The sequence below is a fragment of the Chitinophaga sp. Ak27 genome (assembly GCF_012726295.1).
In the GTDB taxonomy this organism is placed as follows: domain Bacteria; phylum Bacteroidota; class Bacteroidia; order Chitinophagales; family Chitinophagaceae; genus Chitinophaga.
Window position 1 is genome coordinate 260,385 of record NZ_JABAOB010000010.1, and the last position, 18,875, is coordinate 279,259.

General features: G+C 41.9%; 10 protein-coding genes. 8 read left to right on the forward strand and 2 right to left on the reverse strand.

Translation table 11 applies throughout. From position 1 onward, the window contains the following. Window positions 1-101: 101 nt before the first annotated feature. The gene (locus HGH90_RS27780; protein ID WP_169192414.1) at window positions 102-359 is read left to right on the forward strand and encodes a hypothetical protein; all 258 of its coding nucleotides are present in this window, start codon (window positions 102-104) and stop codon (window positions 357-359) included. Between the two features lie 381 nt (window positions 360-740). Here the strand turns inward: HGH90_RS27780 and HGH90_RS27785 are convergent, their stop codons facing one another. Continuing rightward, a complete protein-coding gene (locus tag HGH90_RS27785; protein WP_169192415.1) occupies window positions 741-3,434 on the reverse strand; it encodes an alpha/beta hydrolase family protein in 2,694 nt (897 codons plus the stop codon). Between the two features lie 378 nt (window positions 3,435-3,812). Here HGH90_RS27785 and HGH90_RS27790 point away from each other — a divergent pair, with 378 nt between their 5' ends. The 5 genes from HGH90_RS27790 (at window position 3,813) to HGH90_RS27810 (ending at window position 14,066) form a co-directional block, all read left to right on the forward strand. Then, a complete protein-coding gene (locus tag HGH90_RS27790; RefSeq protein WP_169192416.1) occupies window positions 3,813-7,163 on the forward strand; it encodes a SusC/RagA family TonB-linked outer membrane protein in 3,351 nt (1,116 codons plus the stop codon). Window positions 7,164-7,192: 29 nt separating this feature from the next. After that, window positions 7,193-8,632 (forward strand): RagB/SusD family nutrient uptake outer membrane protein, encoded by a 1,440-nt coding sequence (locus HGH90_RS27795; RefSeq protein ID WP_169192417.1) that lies wholly within the window; start codon window positions 7,193-7,195, stop codon window positions 8,630-8,632. Between the two features lie 77 nt (window positions 8,633-8,709). Next, window positions 8,710-11,409 (forward strand): glycoside hydrolase family 2 protein, encoded by a 2,700-nt coding sequence (locus HGH90_RS27800; RefSeq protein WP_169192418.1) that lies wholly within the window; start codon window positions 8,710-8,712, stop codon window positions 11,407-11,409. Between the two features lie 464 nt (window positions 11,410-11,873). After that, entirely contained in the window at window positions 11,874-12,884 is a 1,011-nt protein-coding gene (locus HGH90_RS27805) for a helix-turn-helix transcriptional regulator (RefSeq protein ID WP_169192419.1), read from the forward strand. Window positions 12,885-13,250: 366 nt separating this feature from the next. Continuing rightward, window positions 13,251-14,066 carry an SDR family oxidoreductase gene (locus HGH90_RS27810; protein WP_169192420.1) on the forward strand — a complete coding sequence of 272 codons (816 nt, stop codon included), beginning with the start codon at window positions 13,251-13,253 and terminating at the stop codon, window positions 14,064-14,066. A 6-nt stretch (window positions 14,067-14,072) separates the two neighbouring features. Here the strand turns inward: HGH90_RS27810 and HGH90_RS27815 are convergent, their stop codons facing one another. Next, window positions 14,073-16,874, reverse strand: coding sequence for an alpha-L-rhamnosidase (locus HGH90_RS27815; RefSeq protein WP_247680045.1), 2,802 nt, complete (start codon window positions 16,872-16,874; stop codon window positions 14,073-14,075). A 338-nt stretch (window positions 16,875-17,212) separates the two neighbouring features. On the opposite strand from HGH90_RS27815, the gene HGH90_RS27820 reads away from it, so the two are divergent. Both HGH90_RS27820 and HGH90_RS27825 read left to right on the forward strand, forming a co-directional pair. Next, window positions 17,213-17,770, forward strand: a complete 558-nt coding sequence (locus tag HGH90_RS27820; protein ID WP_168767305.1) for an RNA polymerase sigma factor — start codon at window positions 17,213-17,215, stop codon at window positions 17,768-17,770. Between the two features lie 86 nt (window positions 17,771-17,856). Beyond that, window positions 17,857-18,849 (forward strand): FecR domain-containing protein, encoded by a 993-nt coding sequence (locus tag HGH90_RS27825; protein WP_169192421.1) that lies wholly within the window; start codon window positions 17,857-17,859, stop codon window positions 18,847-18,849. Window positions 18,850-18,875 lie beyond the last annotated feature (26 nt).

An 18,875-nucleotide genomic window follows, 5' to 3' on the forward strand; every position in this document is an offset into this window, starting at 1 on the left:
GCAAACCAACTCAAAATGGGGAAGCCGAAAACCATTATAATCGAGTAGGCAATTTTACCAAATAAAGTTTAGCTTTTTGAATCAAAAAAGCATCTATCATTATGAAACAAGCAAAATTCGCATTAACAGCTGTTGCTGTTCTGGCAGTTATCGGTGGTGCTCTGGCTTTTAAAGCAAATAGATCTCTAAACAATTTCTTCACCCCAGGACAAACTGCAACTACTACCAAATTAGTTTGTAACTCTCCAGCTCAGCTGTCTTATATTACAAACGCTCTGGGAGCAACAGTTATCACTGCTTCTGTTGCAGTTGACAACGTTAATGCTTGTCCTACTATCAGGGTACAGAAGGTTGATTAATTCAATCCAGGTCTTCGATTCATAAGAACTATTTAATATAAATTTGTTCTTAGAATATAACAATTGGGAAGCTACCTCTTAAAGGGGTAGTTTCCCTTTATCACTAATCAGCGATAACAGTTTATCCAACATCCAAGTATAGATTAATTAATGTATAGGTTCCATGATAGATAAAATATACAATAATAAAATCTGCCTCGCCTAATGCCTTATATGTTTATTCAGAGCATCCTACATCATTCTATTCTTAACTTGTGGATACATTCTAACCTCATCACACAAAATAATATATATCTGCTGTGTCAAAATCTATGGGCAATGCGATAAACTCCTTAGCCTTCCACTATTAATATCCATCCACCATGTGCCAACTTTCGACATCTATTCTGTCTCTATAGCTGCTGGAGTTTTAATGCGATAATCTAACTCTAAACCATTATCAATATCCTTCATCTCCGCCGGTACACCACGCGTCATCCATTTAGGGGCGGGTAAATCTCTTAAATAATGATCAAAAAACTGTTTTAAACGAATATTGAAGTCTCTAGCCGACTTGCCACTTATGCCATGATTTCCATCTGTATATTCCAATAACCATACTCTTTTACCCAATCTTCTCAAGGCTGTAAAAAACTCTGTCGCTTGTAAAAATGAACTCATAGCATCCTTTGTTGTGTGCATCAGCAAAAGTGGCGTAACTACCTTATCCGCATTGAAAATAGCGGAATTTCCAATATACTGCTCCGGTGCCTGCCATAATGTCCCTCCCATTCTGCCTTGTCCTCCATATTCAAAAAAAGATTGATTACTCCTTCCGCCAACAATTATGCCGTAAGCACTAACCAGATCCGACATTCCACTCGATGAATAGGCCGCCGTAAAGATATTCGTATGGGTGATCAAATAGTTTGTCTGTATTCCACCAAAGCTACACCCTCCTATTCCTAATTTTCTTTTGTTTACATAAGGAAAATATTTTACGTATCTTGCAGCGGATGTAAGTGCACTAAGTGTACCAGCCATTGGGTTGCCAATAACGTATGCAATATCTGGTGCAAAAACAATATATCCATTGCTGACATATGTTGGTATGTTTAAATCGCAGCCACCAGTCAAATCGGATGGAGTCAGATATTCATTCAACCCAAATGACTTCCTTTCATAATACTGAAAAATAACCGGATAGACTTTATTAGAATCAAAGTCTTCTGGTTTATATAATATTCCTTGCAATATTTTACCATCATCTGTTCTCCACGAGTGTAGTTCCGTCGTATACCAATTATATAACTTTTCTGGGCTCAAAAAACTGATTGGTTTAAAATCAATAAAATTAGCAGTATAAAAATAATTGGGATATTCCGTTGCACTCATTCTACTGACGATATACACATCCCGCAGAGCCGCTTTAACCGGATATATACCTGATTGATCGATATATGGGTTTCCAACTAACTTATAAATATAATTCCCCATGGTGAGTTTCTCGGGCATGCCTGGTCTGCCTATTACTACCTTATAGAATCCATTCTTCTTAGTATTTATATCTAAAGCATTTAGCAATACTGTCTTACCTCTTGACAAGCCCTTACTATTCTCCTGCATTGCGAGAAAGAAAATAATATCATGTTGCTTACCATATCCTCCAGTAATACTAATAGGTTTTCTATTCCCAGCTGGATCAATCATCCAAATATCAAACCTATCGTACAACAGAACTGCATAGTCATTATCGACCCATGCAGCAATTCCCCTAGGCACCTCTCCGGCATCATCTCTATAGCAGTCAATCCAAGATGTATTTATATCGCCTGTAATCTTACGGTAAATACCAGAAGGTACTTCAAAACTATAATAACTTTTATTTGTATTGTCAAAATAAATAATATATCTTCCACCAGGAGAAACACTAACAATATGTACACCTTCTAATTTGAGTGGAATATCTATCTTTCCATCCGATGATTTAACAGCATAGGTTATAAGTGCCTTCTTATTCCAGCTACTCTCAGTTCTGTCTCCATCTCCCAAGACAGACTCCACCAAATGTACTTTGTCGGCCGCGCTACTCGAAATAACAAACTCATTACTCTTAGATAAGCAGGTTATATGATGGCTCACTACGTCAACGGCTACCGAGGAAAACTGATCAGGATCTCCATCTTGCAACTGTGCACTTTGTAATTTGTTATCCAGATAACTCCATACATTTACAGTTGAATTTCCTTTTCTTTTAAAATCAGTCTTATGCAGTTTCACTAAAGTAAGAAACAAATATCTGCCATCAGCACTCATTCTGGATATTCTACTTAAAACAAAACCTTCCCATCCACTGAATGATTCATCACTAACTAATAATTCGGCCCGCCCCTTCCTCTTTTGATAGTACCAAATCTCTTTACTGCCATTCGTTCCTTCAATCATGAGGGCAACACGCGAAGCATCCTGATTCAATATCATATCTTCAAGGCCTATTCCCGACCAAACTATCTCCTCAACACCACTTGATAGATGCAGTCGTTTCAGTTGTTGGTTTGGTTGATGATTCATGCTATCGATCACATATAACAATACCTTCCCATCTTTACTAAATGAAAAACTACCAACAGAAGATAAAGATCGTTTCCTTTCTGTACGTATGTTCATTATTGTAATATCATTACTCTTATTACTTCTATAGCCTATCCACTCTCCATCTCCATTGGAGGGTAGATTAAAATAGCTAACATCAGCAATTTTATTAATAGCTCTCTCTCCCAGCTTAACGATACATAACGCGTTAGTGGTATCTATCAAAATCGCATTCTTGCTGTCAGCCGAAAAAACCGCATATCGCACACCTATAAAACGTTCTTCCCAATCACCACTATTCTCTTTCAGTACTAGGGTACAATTTTGTACGGGCTCATTCTGAATCTCGTAAGCCGTGTACCTCCCATCGTTAGAAATTATAGGACTCCCCAATGACGGCCATCTACCATACGTCGTAGAATCAATGAGACGCTTTTTCTCACTCTGGGCAAAACAACAAATAGCAAAAAATAAAAAACATAACGTCCAAAAAACTCTTTTCATTCATTACGGCATTTAATCAAATAAATACATATCCGAAGTATCAATATTTCCCTAATAGATTCTTCTATCAAGATACAATAAGCGACCGTTGTAATATAGCAGTAAGAACTAACCATACCATAAATAATATTCACTAGATTCTACTACAAACAATTAGGAAAAATATAGGCCCAATCAGCAATAAAAATGGGCGAAGTGTATAACACGATAGACATATTACCCCAATAACTGGTCTTGAGTACTAGTCAACACTAATAAATCTAAACGGGGGAAAATTTAACAAAAAAATAGTACTATCTAAAACATGAAGTGTAATATAAGCATAAGGACAGCACCACCTAGTTGGATCTAGGAATGCTTCAATTAAATTATAATCAGATGACAAGAGCAACATCACACCGCATACTGTTACGAATATTATATCTGTCAATATTCTACTTTTCTAACCCACATAGTTTAATAGCAAGCACAGTCCGGCAAGTTCCCAAAGTGACCATATCTGGTACAAATATACCCATCAGGGAGGTGTTCAAGAAAATATATCAACAAACTGGGTTAGAAGTAATAAACAATCTCTCAGACACTCAATTGAATGAGGATAACAAGATTACGGTGAATTTCATAAAAACAGGAATAAGCGAGGTAATGACCTACCTACTAAATGACAAAAAGGAACTATCCTTTCTTCTAAATGAACATACAATTCAGATATTCAAGAAGCCCCAATTAAAAACATATAATAATATAAGCCATATCTCAAAAACAGATACAACAGGAAATATAGTACGGATCTCGGGCAAAATCGTTGACAATTCAGGGAACCCAATTCCTGGCGCTACTATATTAGAAAAAAAGGATAAACGTGGTACAATTTCAGATGCCGCCGGCACCTTCTCACTTTCAAATATAGGCAAAGGGAGTACAATAGTTGTAAGTTCAATTGGCTTTGAATCTAAGGAAATAATTGCAGATGAAAAAAATTCAATTATCCAATTAAGCACGCATACCAATGCACTTGACGAAAAGCTAGTGATAGCATATGGCATTACCACCAAGCGACTTAGTACAGGAAACATAAGCAGTATAAAAGCAATTGATATAGAAAAACAACCCGTTGGCAATCCACTACTGGCTGTTGAAGGCCGCGTACCTGGCATTTATATACAACAGGCCACTGGTCTACCGGGAACAGGTGTAACAGTCCGCATTCAAGGAATAAACAGTCTACATAGCGGCAATGATCCCTTCTATGTTATTGACGGCGTTCCATACATTTCTCAATTACTCCCAACAACAAATATGATAACCGGAAACTCAGGCGTTACAACTTCTTTCGGCAATCCGTTAAACTATCTCAACAGCTCCGATATTGAAAGTATTGAAGTTCTTAAAGATGCAGATGCCACAGCTATCTATGGCTCAAGAGCTGCAAACGGCGCCGTACTAATAACCACCAAAAAAGGTAAATCAGGAGAAATCAGAACAAATGTAAAATTTCAAAATGGCTGGGGAACAGTTGGGCACAAAGTAAACGTACTAAACACGAAAGAATATCTGGAAATGCGTCATGAAGCATTAAAAAATGATGGTATATCCACGCCATCAGCGTTTGACTGGGACCTTAACGGGACCTGGGACACTACCAGAAATGTAGACTGGCAAAAGGAGCTTATTGGTCGCACGTCAAAATTTACCGATATAGAAGCAAATATTTCAGGAGGTAGCAATACTATGCAGTTTTTACTCGGCGCAGCATATCGAAAAGAGGGGACGGTATTTCCAGGAGACTTCTCTGACACCAAGGGCTCTCTACATTTTAATATGAATGGTAGTTCTAAAAACCAAAAATTCAGAGTGCAACTCTCAGGTTCATACCTTATAGATAATAACAAACTACCAATGACCGACTTAACGTCTTTTGCACTTCAATTGGCCCCGGTTTCTCCACTCCCTTATAACAAAGATGGAAGTATCGATTGGATGCCAAGTAGTTCGGGATCAACAACTTTCCTGAATAACCCAATGGCCCCGCTAACACAAAAAAGCGTCAACAAAACGACAAATCTTCTTGCCAGTTCGATATTAAGTTACGAGATTTACCCTGGTCTTTTTCTTAAAACATCTCTTGGATACACCAACCTGAATGTAAATGAAATTGTAAAATCTCCCCTCTCCATGTATACTCCTGAAGATCGGATATACTCTATAAGGATATCTCAATTTACAACGAATCGCAGCAGCTCATGGATCGTCGAGCCACAAGTTGAATTCACTCATAACATCTCAAAAGGTACATTGAATGCCATCGTAGGAAGTACAATAACACAACAAAATGGCGACCAAACATCCATCGCTGCAGGTGGGTTTACCAACGATCTAGTCATGGAGGATCTGGCAGCAGCAACGCTAATGATTGGATCAACCATTAACTCTATTTATAAATACAATGCGTTATTTGGGAGAATTACCTATAATTGGCAGAACAAATATATCCTCAACCTTAACACTAGAAGAGATGGCAGCTCCCGCTTCGGTCCACAAAACCAGTTTCATAATTTCGGGTCTATTGCCGGTGCATGGATTTTCTCAGAGGAGCCCGGATGTCAGCATGTCCTCCCTTTTTTGAATTTCGGAAAACTGCGTGCAAGCTATGGTACCACGGGAAACGATCAGATTGGCGATTATCAGTTTATTGACTTATATCAAGCGGTTACTGTAACAGGAACTCCATATCAAAACACATTAGGTTTAGTCCCACAAAGATTAACTAATCCATACTTAGAATGGGAGGAAACCAAGAAATTACAATTTGGTCTGGATTTAGGATTTATTGACAACAGAATTTTGTTTAGTGTTAATTACAATAAAAACACATCAGGAAATCAATTATCGACGTTCAGGTTACCATTCATTACTGGGTTTAGCGAAATCACAAGAAATTTCCCAGCTGTCATACATAATACCGGATGGGAATTCACGTTACAAACCACGAATGTTAAAACAGCACATTTCAGCTGGACAAGTAATATTAACTTGACCATTCCGAAAAATCAATTATACTCATACTTTGGCATTGAAAAAAGCCTCGCATTCTTAATAGGGAAACCTCTCACATTATCCACATTCTTTAATTATGGAGGCATTAATGATACTACAGGCAAATATCAATATAGAGATTTAAAAGGAAATATGACGCTAAATCCCTCTGATCCGACTGACAGATACATTGCAGTTAGTCCAGACCCTAAGTTTTATGGCGGCTTTCAAAATAGCTTCAATTACAAAGGTATTTCAATAGATATCTTCTTTCAGTTTACTAAAAAGTATGGCGTTGACAACCTAACTTACGGCATCTCGAATATCTATCCGGGCCTATTTAACTTTGGGCGAGGTAATCAGACCACCGACGTTTTAAAACGCTGGCAAAATCCTGGCGATAATGTGACCCGTCAACCTTTCAGTTCCGATGGTAGTAAAGATTTATCAACACTCTCTAATAGTAACGCCGTTTGGACCGACCTATCATTCATAAAGTTGAGAAATGTTTCCATTTCGTGGGAATTACCTTCTAGTTGGAAAAAAACAATCCATCTTCAAAATGCGAAAATATTTGCAAATGCGCAAAATGTATTAACATTTACAAAATATAAAGGATTTGACCCTGAAAGCCCTGGTTTGTCACTACCTCCTTTAAGGCTAATAACAATCGGAGCTCAAATTGCACTTTAATTCAAATTCCTAAGTCTAACAAGTGAGTTATGATATCACCGATCAAAATAAAAAAAAATATTTTCTATCTCATCCTGGGCATGATCTTCATTACCATTCCGCAGTCTAGCTGCAAAAAATTAGTTGAAGTAAATAGCCCAACAACTAGTATCAGTGGGAAAAATGTATATACAAACGATGAGACTGCGACAGCTGTTCTAACGGGAATTTACAGCCAAATTAGCGCCGCCAGTATGACCGGATTAGATCTTATTTCTATTGGTCTTGTTACAGGTCTTAGTGCTGATGAACTTGTCTTATACAGTGGATCCAACAACGCAACGTTGAAAACATACTACTTAAACAACCTTGCTGCACCCAATCCTTTCAACATTTGGAGTAATATTTACTCCAAAATCTATATAGTTAATTTAGCCATCGAAGGAATCACGAATTCTACACTTCTTAATCCTAGCGTGAAACAACAACTGCTGGGAGAGGCCAAATTTCTCAGAGCATTCTTCTTCTTTTACCTTGTTAATTTATACGGAGACGTACCATTAGCTATAACTAGCGATTATAAAGTTAATAGTTTACTTGCTCGCTCATCTCAGGAAAAAGTATGGACACAAATAATTGCAGATTTAACAGAAGCGAAGGTACTTTTATCTCCCGATTATCTTGATGCTTCTCTTTTAAAAAAGACGTCCGAACGGGTAAGGCCGACCAAATGGGCAGCTATCGCACTTTTGTCCAAAAGCTATTTATACACCGGTGATTGGAAAAATGCTGAAATCGAGTCCAGTGAATTAATTGATAACACATCTCTATACCACCTTGAAGATTCGTTAAATAACGTTTTCCTTATGAACAATGAGGAAGCCATATGGCAACTCCAACCAGTGACCTATGGCATGAATACACTAGATGCAAAAATATACATTATTCCGTCTACAGGCCCATCCGCATATACTCCAGTATACCTAAACAATCATCTCCTGCAAAACTTTGAATCGGGAGATCTCCGTAGGACTAAGTGGATAGACAGCGTAGATGTTGATGGTACTACCTACTACTTTCCTTTTAAATATCAATCAGCGACATATGGAGCTCCGGTAACAGAATACCATACAATATTTCGCCTCGCTGAACAATATCTTGTCCGTGCCGAGTCGAGAGCACATCTCAACGATGTAGCCAACGCAACAAACGATTTAAATATCATTCGTAAAAGGGCAGGACTAGAAGAACACAAATACAGTACAAATTCGGCTTTACTCGCTGCTATAGTTCACGAACGGCAGGTAGAACTCTTCACAGAATGGGGGAACAGATGGCTTGATCTGAAACGAACTAAAACTATCGATACTGTAATGAGCACGGTGACTCCACAAAAAGGAGGCATATGGAGCTCAAATTGGCAATTATATCCAATTCCTTCAACGGAGGTTATTGCCGATGGAAACATAAGACAAAATCCGGGTTATTAATCAACTAACTATCCTCTTTATAGATATATATTATAGTGGGAAAGACTCTTGGAGACAATCTCAATAAACCATTACTAATGAATACACCATTTAAATTAAGCACATTATTTATTCTAATTACAGCAAACTGCCTTGCTCAGAATAATCCGGCGTCACCAACCACTGATAATTCGTCCTACAAAATACAAACAGTCCGTATACAATCTCGATGGGCGGAAAATATGGACACTACAAACGTATTAAATGAATACCCACGTCCTCAACTACAGCGAGATAACTGGCAAAATCTAAATGGCCTATGGGAATATGCAATTACTGATTCAACTGCTGCAATACCAAATTCATTCCAGGGCAAGATACTAGTGCCCTATCCTATTGAATCAGCGCTGTCAGGTGTAAAGAAAGCGCTCATGCCAGATCAGAGGCTATGGTATAGAAAGATTATCCAGCGCCCAGCCTTGCTCCCAAACGACCACATAATTCTTAATTTCGGTGCAGTTGACTGGCAAGCTACCATCTTTATTAATAAAAGGCAAGTGGGGCAGCATACTGGTGGGTATCAAAATTTTTCTTTTGATGTAACCAATTTCCTACAGCCAGGCAATAACGAAATTATTGTAAAAGTATATGACCCTACCGATCAAGGCCCTAATCCACATGGTAAACAGGTATTGTATCCGGAAACTATGTATTACACAGCTTCAAGTGGTATTTGGCAAACTGTATGGCTTGAAAAAGTTCAGCCAACGCATATTAGCCGCCTTAAGACCACACCGGATATAGAAAAAGGTACATTAGCTATAGCTATCCTCATAGCTGGACATCTGGAGAATAACAGTAGTCTTGATATAATTGTGTCAACCAATGGAAAAGTAATTAACACTCTTCAAATACCGGCTTCCCAGCAGCAGGTAAACTCCACTATCTATATTCCAAACGTTCAACTGTGGTCTCCAGATGCTCCTTTTTTGTATGATCTCTCTGTCAGATTGAAAAAGGGGAAAAAAGTCACTGATGAGGTAAAAAGCTATTTCGGAATGCGGAAAATTGATATCCAAAAAGACGAAAAAGGGGCCGATCGTATCTTCCTTAATAACAAATATACGTTCAACTTAGGCACATTAGACCAAGGTTTCTGGCCAGAGGGGTTATATACAGCGCCTACGGATGCAGCTCTGTCCTTTGACATAAAGGCTATTAAGTCTTTGGGATTCAATACTATTAGAAAACATATAAAAATTGAACCTGAAAGGTGGTATTACCATGCTGATAAAATTGGAATACTGGTCTGGCAAGATTTTGTCAATCCACCCCAGGACCTTCCACCAGGCTCAAGGGTAATATTTGAAAAGGAAGTACAGGAAACTATGGAACAACTCCATAATCATCCCAGTATTACTACCTGGGTATTATTTAATGAACGTTGGGGTGCATATGACCAGGAACGACTTACTAAATGGATAAAAAGGAACGATCCTAGCAGACTGGTTAATGGACATTCGGGTGAATTGCTATATGTAAATGATGAATTACGGGCACCTGCAGACGATCCATGGATCAGCAGTGACTTAACGGATGTTCACTCATATCCAGAGCCAAGAAATGCGCCGCCACAACGTAATAAAGCAAGAGTCGTAGGCGAATTTGGAGGTATTGGAGTGTCTGTTCCGGGTCATGAATGGGACGATATGCAAAGCTGGGGATATATACAGGTAACCCCGGCTGAGCTAAAGGCCAAATATATTAAAATGACAGAGCAACTCAAGCAGCTAGAAAAGGAAGGCCTTACCGCCTCTATCTATACTCAACCTTTTGATGTTGAAGGAGAAGAAAATGGCCTATTAACATATGATCGGAAAATAATTAAGATCCCTGTAGATGAAATTAGAGCACTTAATAAGGAGCTGGTTCCTCTGACGGACGGGTTTACGTTGGATCCTAATTTCATAATAGCAGCCAACATTGACACCGGGAACAATGACAACAGATATCAGGAATTACTGGCAGAATATAAAAATACCCGACATAACGACTCTACCTTTCTGAGAAGACTTACATTGATGGCCATTCGAAAAAAAGATCAGGAAAATGCCACATTGGTTGGCAATAGTTATATAGACATTTTAAAACAACCTTTTTCAAAAGAAAACTTAGATTTTATAATAGCAATCACAAGGACCAGCAAGGACATTGGGTTTAGTTTCTGTCTTAAACAACCGGAAAAAGTAGATTCAGTTCTTGGAGAATTTTCAGCAACGCGCAAAGTCAAGAAAATAATTTACAATGAAGAGATCGCTCCATACTATAAAAATCATCCAAACTGGGAAACCATTCAGCAAAAAGTTACTACCCTATTTGGAAGTCTGGGCGAAGAATGCGTGCTGGGCTGGAGAATGATATACTATGGTTTTGAAGTAAAAGATTGGGAAAACTATGGAAAGTATTATGTGCTTTACTTTAAAAAATCTATGAATCACTATCCTGAATATCATATAAATAACCTTACTTGGATTCTTTTTGAACACTCCAAAAATATTGGCGAGCTTACATTTGCCACTAATGTGATGAGACATATAATAGACAAAAATATTGATCGTTCCGCTGAAGGATATGACACTTATGCCAATCTACTACATAGAACGAACAATTCCAATGAAGCTATTAAATGGGAAGAAAAGGCACTGGCACTAAAGAAAGGCGCCCCCGACGAAAAACTGTTCGCCGAAACCCTTCAAAAAATGAAAGCCGGCCAGCCAACCTGGCCTCAAAATAATTGAGCTTTGGGTAAACAACGCGCGGAACAAGTGGGTGGTTGGTTTACACCCCTTGGCATTCTTATGAATCGTCACTAATATTCTTATTGGTGACCCATTTTTTCTAAAATCTTAAAAAATCTAAAACTATGGTACGTTATGAATTTGACTGGTGTATTTATTATGTGAGTTTATTCAGAATGAGGATAGGAGCAGAAAAAAAGAGAGAAGAACTAGTACAACTCATTCTTAAACAGTGTATAATATATATGTGAATATATATCCGATGCACCTCGAAAAAATTTTAAAATAAATAGTACGCTCATTGGGTTTTAGGTGTACCATTAAAAGACACACTTTTTTGAAATCAAAATAAATCATAAAATTCAAAAAATGATGCTTACAGTTTGTTATTATCCTCTGACCCTGTTGTTAACTGTGGCTTCAAAAACATTCGACCAATCATCTAATTAAAAAATTTCAAACTTATGAAAATTCCTAACCACCTCAGATGGCCCGGAAAAGTTCTCCGGATTGAGACAGATGATACCGACTTTACGCCGATTGAAACAATTCCCGAAGAATATAGAAACTTAGTTATTCCCGCAGCCAGCGTGTTCTATACCCATGATTACGATTTCGACATGCTTTGTCAATCCATTCGACTGGGACCTTTTTCCCTGTGGACACACGAAGTATTCGCCATGGAAAACATCACCCTCCTACCCGTTACCACCAAACCTATCATTGCCCTCCATTTTATGGCCGGCAGCGATGTAATGGCGGAAATAACGGATAATGGCCCTTATAAATTAAGCGGCAAGGAAGTCAACCTCTTTAAACTGGATGCTGCCTTCCACGAAGCGCCAATGAAAAGAGGCGATACCCTGTTCAGCTTTCATATCAACGTACTGCCGCATGTGTTCTCCAGGCTGTCCACCAAACACCCGGAACTGGCGCAGCTAACACAAAAAGAACTCACGAAAGGTAGCGGACCGCTGCACGATCGCCCCTATAAAATCAATAAGGTTTGCTTTGAAATTATTCAGCAAATCTGTGGATGCCGGTATATTGAAATGCTGGCAGATAAATTCCTCTATCGCAACTGCCTCGACCTGTTCATTAACTTCGCCAACCAGGACAAACTTTCTCATTTACCCAGTCCGAAGTTCGACCCCGAAATAATGGACGCAGTGCCCCATGCGGTTAAATTCCTGAAGGAAAACGTAGGAGAAGAATTTAACAGCGCTAAAATGGCGTATATCCTGGATGTCAATGCCAGGAAGCTGAAAGCCGCCTTTGAAGCTACCTGTTTTATCTCCGCAGAACAATTCCACTTGCAATGTAAAATGTACCAGGCGTTCAAACTGATTGTCAACACCAAAGCTGAACCTAACATCATCGCTAATGCCATTGGTATGAAAGATACCGATGAATTCATAAAGAAATTCGAAGCATATTTCGATTGCTCCTACATCGCCGTGCGTAATGCCCAATGAAGGACACACACATAAGCTTCAGTACAGATATGGTTGTTTGGTGCGAAGCTAATCCTGGCTTCGCGGTTTTCGATCCCTCAAAATAACCCTTCGTCTGCGATCTGGAAAAAGATCCACCAGGCACATTTTCCATCGCGGAATGTAAGGGTTATTTTTTCCCTTCTGTATGTACAATTTCCTGATAAAATCTTTTAAAATAGTCCGATCCACTTGTAAAGGAGGAAACACCTCCATAGCTACAGTCTAAAAGGATCAAAGCGGAGCCATTCCTGGCTACGCAATTTTTAAACTAAACCCTTCTTTTGCGAACCGGAAGAGATTTCGTAAATTCCTTTTCTTTCCACCGCAAAATGTAAGGGTTATTTTATGTCTTTTCAACAACGTACTATCTTCATCACCGGCGCCAGCCGGGGCATCGGCAAAGCCATTGCATTACAACTGGCCAGCAAAGGAGCCAATATTGTCATCGCCGCCAAAAGCGTAGAAGAAGACCCGCGGCTGGGAGGTACCATCTACTCCGCCGCCGAAGAAGTGGAAGCCGCCGGCGGTAAAGCCCTCGCCGTACAGGTAGATATCCGCGAAGAAGCACAGATCGCCCAGGCCGTGGAAAAAGCTGTCGCCACCTTCGGCGGCATCGACGTGCTGATCAACAACGCCTCCGCTATCCAGCTCACCAACACGGAACAAACCCCCGCAAAAAGATTCGACCTGATGTATGATATCAATGTGCGCGGTACCTTCCTGGTTACACAACATTGTATCCCCCACCTGAAAAAAGGAAAACAACCACACATACTCACCCTCTCTCCACCCGTAAACCTCGACACAAAATGGCTTGGCCCCCATGTAGCCTATACCATCAGTAAATACAACATGAGCATGCTGGCAATGGGCTGGGCGGCAGAACTAGCGCCCTACCAGATAGCCTCCAACGCCCTCTGGCCCGCCACCACCATCGCCACTGCCGCAGTAAAAAACCTGCTCGGCGGAGAAGCACTGATCAACAGAAGCCGCACTCCCGGCATCCTCGCCGACGCCGTAGCATACATCCTGCAGCAACCCGCCACCTATACCGGCCAAACACTGATCGATGAAGCGGTATTGCAACAGGCAGGCATCACCAATTTTGATAAATATGCGGTAGTACCTGGAGGTAAACTGCAAAAAGACCTGTTCCTGTAAACGATATCAATGAATAATCCCGGCATACGTTCCCGCCGATGAATTCGCCGGGGGCGTATCCACAACCTGGAACGTGTACTTACCGGAGCCAGTTTCCATCACATAACGCCCGTCTTTATACCCGTTAGCCACATTCACTACTTTTCCATTTATAGTAATATCGGAAGTAGAACTGGCAGGCAGGTAAATAGTTGCCCGCGTATTGGCCGGAATCTCCACTTCCAGCGAAAAACGACCGCTTTCCTTTGTCCAGCTGCTGCCGATAATACCATAGGGCGATAAATAACTGGCCTTCGCCATCGTAACATCGCCCGCCAGCTCCGGACGGATCACGATATCATGAAACGCTATACTGCCCGGCGCCGGCCGTATTCCCGCCAGCCCACTGTAAAACCACTCCATCAGGTGACCCAGCATAAAATGATTATTGGACGCATCCCGGTAACCCTGCCACGACTCTGTTAAGGCTGTAGCCCCCTTGGCCAGCTGCAAACCATAGCCCGGCACATCAGACCGGCTGTTCATATCGTAAATAACATCGGAACGCCCCTCATCATCCAACACTCGCAATAAATACCGGTAACCAATATCGCCCGCGGTAATGCCGTTGTTATGCTGACGTATATCTGCCACTATATTTTCTACCACGGCAGCTTTATACTCCGGCGGTACTAACTGCATGTACACCGACATAGCATTGGCGGTCTGGCTCCCGCTGGCATATTGACGCGTGCTATCATTAAAGTAGGCCTTATTGTATGCCTGCTTCACCGCCTCTCCCAATGCCAGGTAATGCTGCCGGTCTTCCTGCTTACCCAAAATACCCGCCACCCTGGCCAGTATACTCAGGTCATAATAGTACATAGCCGTTGCCGTTACTCCCTTCGGCGTTAGCTGCGCTTCCCCGGGAAACTTCGGACCTATATCGTACCAGTCGCCCAAACCGTGACTCAGCAAATGATGATCCGATTGCTTCTCCAGGTAGGCAACATAACGGGTCATCATATCATAACTTTCCGTTAGCACCGACCGATCACCATACCACTGATAGATATAATAAGGCAAAATCACCGCATTACTCCCCCATTCCGGTGAGTCGCGAAATCCCCCGTCGAAATGCACATATTCAGGGGCAATATCAGGTACCAACCCCTCCGGGGTTTGCGCATGTATCATGTCCCGCACTACTTTGCGGCAAAGTGCAGCGATATCATAGTTATAACGGATAGAACTGCCCACCAGGTGCGCTTCTTCCAGCCATCCCAGCTTCTCCCGATGTGGACAATCCGTAAAAACGCTGGCCGTATTACTGCGAATAGCCCAGTCAATCAGCTTAAATGTTTTGTTGAACAAATCGTTAGAACAGGTGAATTGCCCGATCGTGGGCGCCGCGTTACGGGTATGCAAGCCATGTACGGCAGTAAGTACCGGCAGGTCGGCTGCATTGGCTTTGCCCTCCGGTACCGCGCCTTCTATTTGCAGGTAACGGAAGCCATAGTACATAAATTGAGGCTGCCACGACTCTGTGCCTTCTCCTTTCAACGTATAATTAAAGTATACCGGTCCGCCTACCGCCCGTTGATCCGCTAGTCCTGCCTCGCTGATCAGTTCTGCAGGGATAATCTTTATCACCGCCCCTTTTTTTCCCTTTACAGAGATAGCAGGAATGCCGGATGCATTTTGGCCCAGATCGTACAGCCAAGTGCCCGGCGCCAGCCGGGTAACTTTCACCGGCTCAAAATGATCAAGTATTTTTAACGGGAACGCGCCCTGGGCATTCAATACCGGTGGACCAGCCACCACTACCGCATTCCGCCACAACGCATCGCTGAAGCCCGGCTGGTCCCAGCCCGGTTGTTCCAGGGTAGCATTGTAGTCCTCTCCGCCATAAATACTGGAAAAAGTAACCGGCCCCGGAGCGGCTTTCCACGAAGGATCACTTACAATATCCTCTGTACTCCCATCCCTGTATTGCAGTAATACCCTACACCGCAGCTGGGGATAGCCAAATGCGCCGGTCAGCTTACGATACCTTTCGCCCGGCACATAAAAAAATCCATTTCCCAGCATTACGCCCAGTGCATTGGCGCCCGGCTGCAGCTGTGACGTAACATCGAAGGTAACATAAAGCGCATGCTGATCATATTTTGTCCAACCCGGATCCAAAAAATGATCCCCCACTTTTTTACCATTCATATGGAGATCAAACTGCCCTAGCCCACAAATAAACACCATAGCTTTTTCCAGGGGCTTACGAAGCGTGAATTCCTTTCTGAGCAAGGGCAGTATATCTTTCCGGTTGCGATATTTGGAATCGCTGTCATCAGTAATGGCCGGTACAATGCGCTCCTGCTCCGGCATTTGCTCATAGCCTATCCATTGCGCATTTTTCCAGTCGCCCGCCTGTAACAGCCCGGTGTACCACTGCGCAGACTCACTCCAGTCAGAGGCTTTTGCATGTTCGTCCCATACCATTACTTTCCAGTAATAGGTGGTGGCGGCACGCAATGCCTTTCCCTCATACCGGATCTGCAGAGATTCATGGCTGCTTGTCTTTTTCGAATCCCAGATATTCCCTTTGTTCTTGCGGAGCAATTCCGGCTTATCTGCTACCAGCACACGGTAAGCGGTTTGACTGATATTGCTGCCACTACCCGCCAGCTGCCAGCTCAACGCCGGATGCAGCACATCGATACCGATGGGGTTATCCCGGTACTGGCATTGCAGGTGCTGCACTGTTACCTCCTGGGCCATAACAAAGGTGGTGAGGAAAAACAAACACAGTGCGAAGCGGAATTTTAGCATCATAATAGGGTGATATTTGATAAAAGGTTTAAGGTTCCATGTTCACTATAGCCTCGGTTACTTTATTAAAAGGTCAGCCCGGTTCCCCTCTCCGTTAAGATTAATTTATAAAAATTTCGGGGATATTTTACATGGGCTTGCCATACAAAGGAAAAAAACTACCGCCAATGGGAATCCAACAGCGCTAATGCAGTAATACGGCACCCGGATAACAAATGTGCCAGGATCTTTATAATTTATAAATATAGTATCGATAATAGCCTGTAAACATATACATTGTGTCTTGAAGACACTTAATTTATTCACTTGCATTTACCCATAATTTGGGTATTTTTACTTTCATGCACGATGAGATCTCCGAATGGCAACATGGAATACATACCGGTGATACGCCTGCATTGAAAAAATTGTATGACCACTTTAGCCCATCCCTGTTTCACCTGGCCCTGGCTATTATACATACAAGAGAAATGGCGGAAGAGATCGTGGCAGATGTGTTCATCCAGGTATGGCAAAAACGGAAACACCTTGACCAGGTACAAAACCTGAAATGGTATCTCTATGCAACAACCCGTAATATTGCCCTCAATTATCTCCGCAAATACGCACCACATCAAACATCGCAGCTGGATGACACTATATTACCAGCACCACCGGCAGGCAATACTCCGGAAGACTTGCTAATCGGCCATGAAGCCATGCAGCAGATATATGTGGCCATCAATGAGCTGCCTCCACAGTGCCGCCTGATATTTAAGCTGGTAAAAGAAGATGGTTTAAAATACCGCGAAGTGGCCACCCTTTTGGATATATCCGTAAAAACAGTAGAAAACCAGGTAGGTATCGCCCTGAAAAAGCTCCTCAGGATAAAAGCACAACATATCAGCAACCCTTTCTAAAAAAAATCCCAGGTGCGCTTGGGGGTATACCGCTTCTTTTGTTGTCTTATACTCCGGCGCCGGATACTGATAACAAAGTTTTTAAAATGAGTGACGATATCATATGGATTTTACTGGGCAAACAGGCCAGCGGCGAAATTACCGCTGAAGAAAGGGCCGCGCTGGATGCCCTGCTCGCCGGGCATCCGGATGCAGCTGCACTGAAAAAGCTGGTAACATCCTTATGGGAATCGCCCACTAATGCACTGCCTGTTGATCCGGTAGTACAGCAACGTATATGGAATCGTATCAACATCCAGGCACGTCACTCTTCCGCCTGGCGCATACCACGCAGACTGGCTGTGGCTGCTGCCATCACCGGGGTCATAGGCTGGACCGCCTGGGAAATCATGATGCCGCATGTTTACTCCTCACGGCAACAAATCAGTGAAGCCGGCGCAGGTAAACTCAGCCTGACATTAGCCGACGGTAGTAAAGTATGTCTTAACCATCACAGCCGGTTAACATACGACGACCAGCAGTTCGGGAAAAAAAACAGGGAAGTAACGCTCACCGGGGAGGCGTTCTTTGAGGTGGCGGGACATGCGGCCCACCCATTTATCATTCATACCAGCAGGATGAATATTACGGTACTGGGTACATCCTTTAACGTAAAAGCCTACACGACTGATAGCATTATTTCGACAACCCTTATCAGCGGGAAAATAGCCGTGTCTTTCCCACATCAGCCCGGGAAAGCACTGGAGTTACGGCCAAATGAAAAAATCATCGTACCAGCCACTACTGCCAGTACCAATATAGTACGCTCCTTCGCGCAGAAAGACAGCAGTGGAAAGGCAACAGACTTGTTGTGGCTTAACAACAAGCTCATATTTGACAACGAATCATTTGCAACCCTTGCACAGCGGATGGAACAATGGTATGGCGTATCTATACATTTCGCCCATCCATCGCTCATGCAATTAAAGTTCTCTGGCATTATAGATACAGAACCAATAGAAGAAACATTGAAAGCCTTGCAGTTATCCCGATCCTTTACCTTCCAGGTACATAACAGGGAAGTTTGGATAGACCGATGACCAATTTAAATAAAATACAATGACCT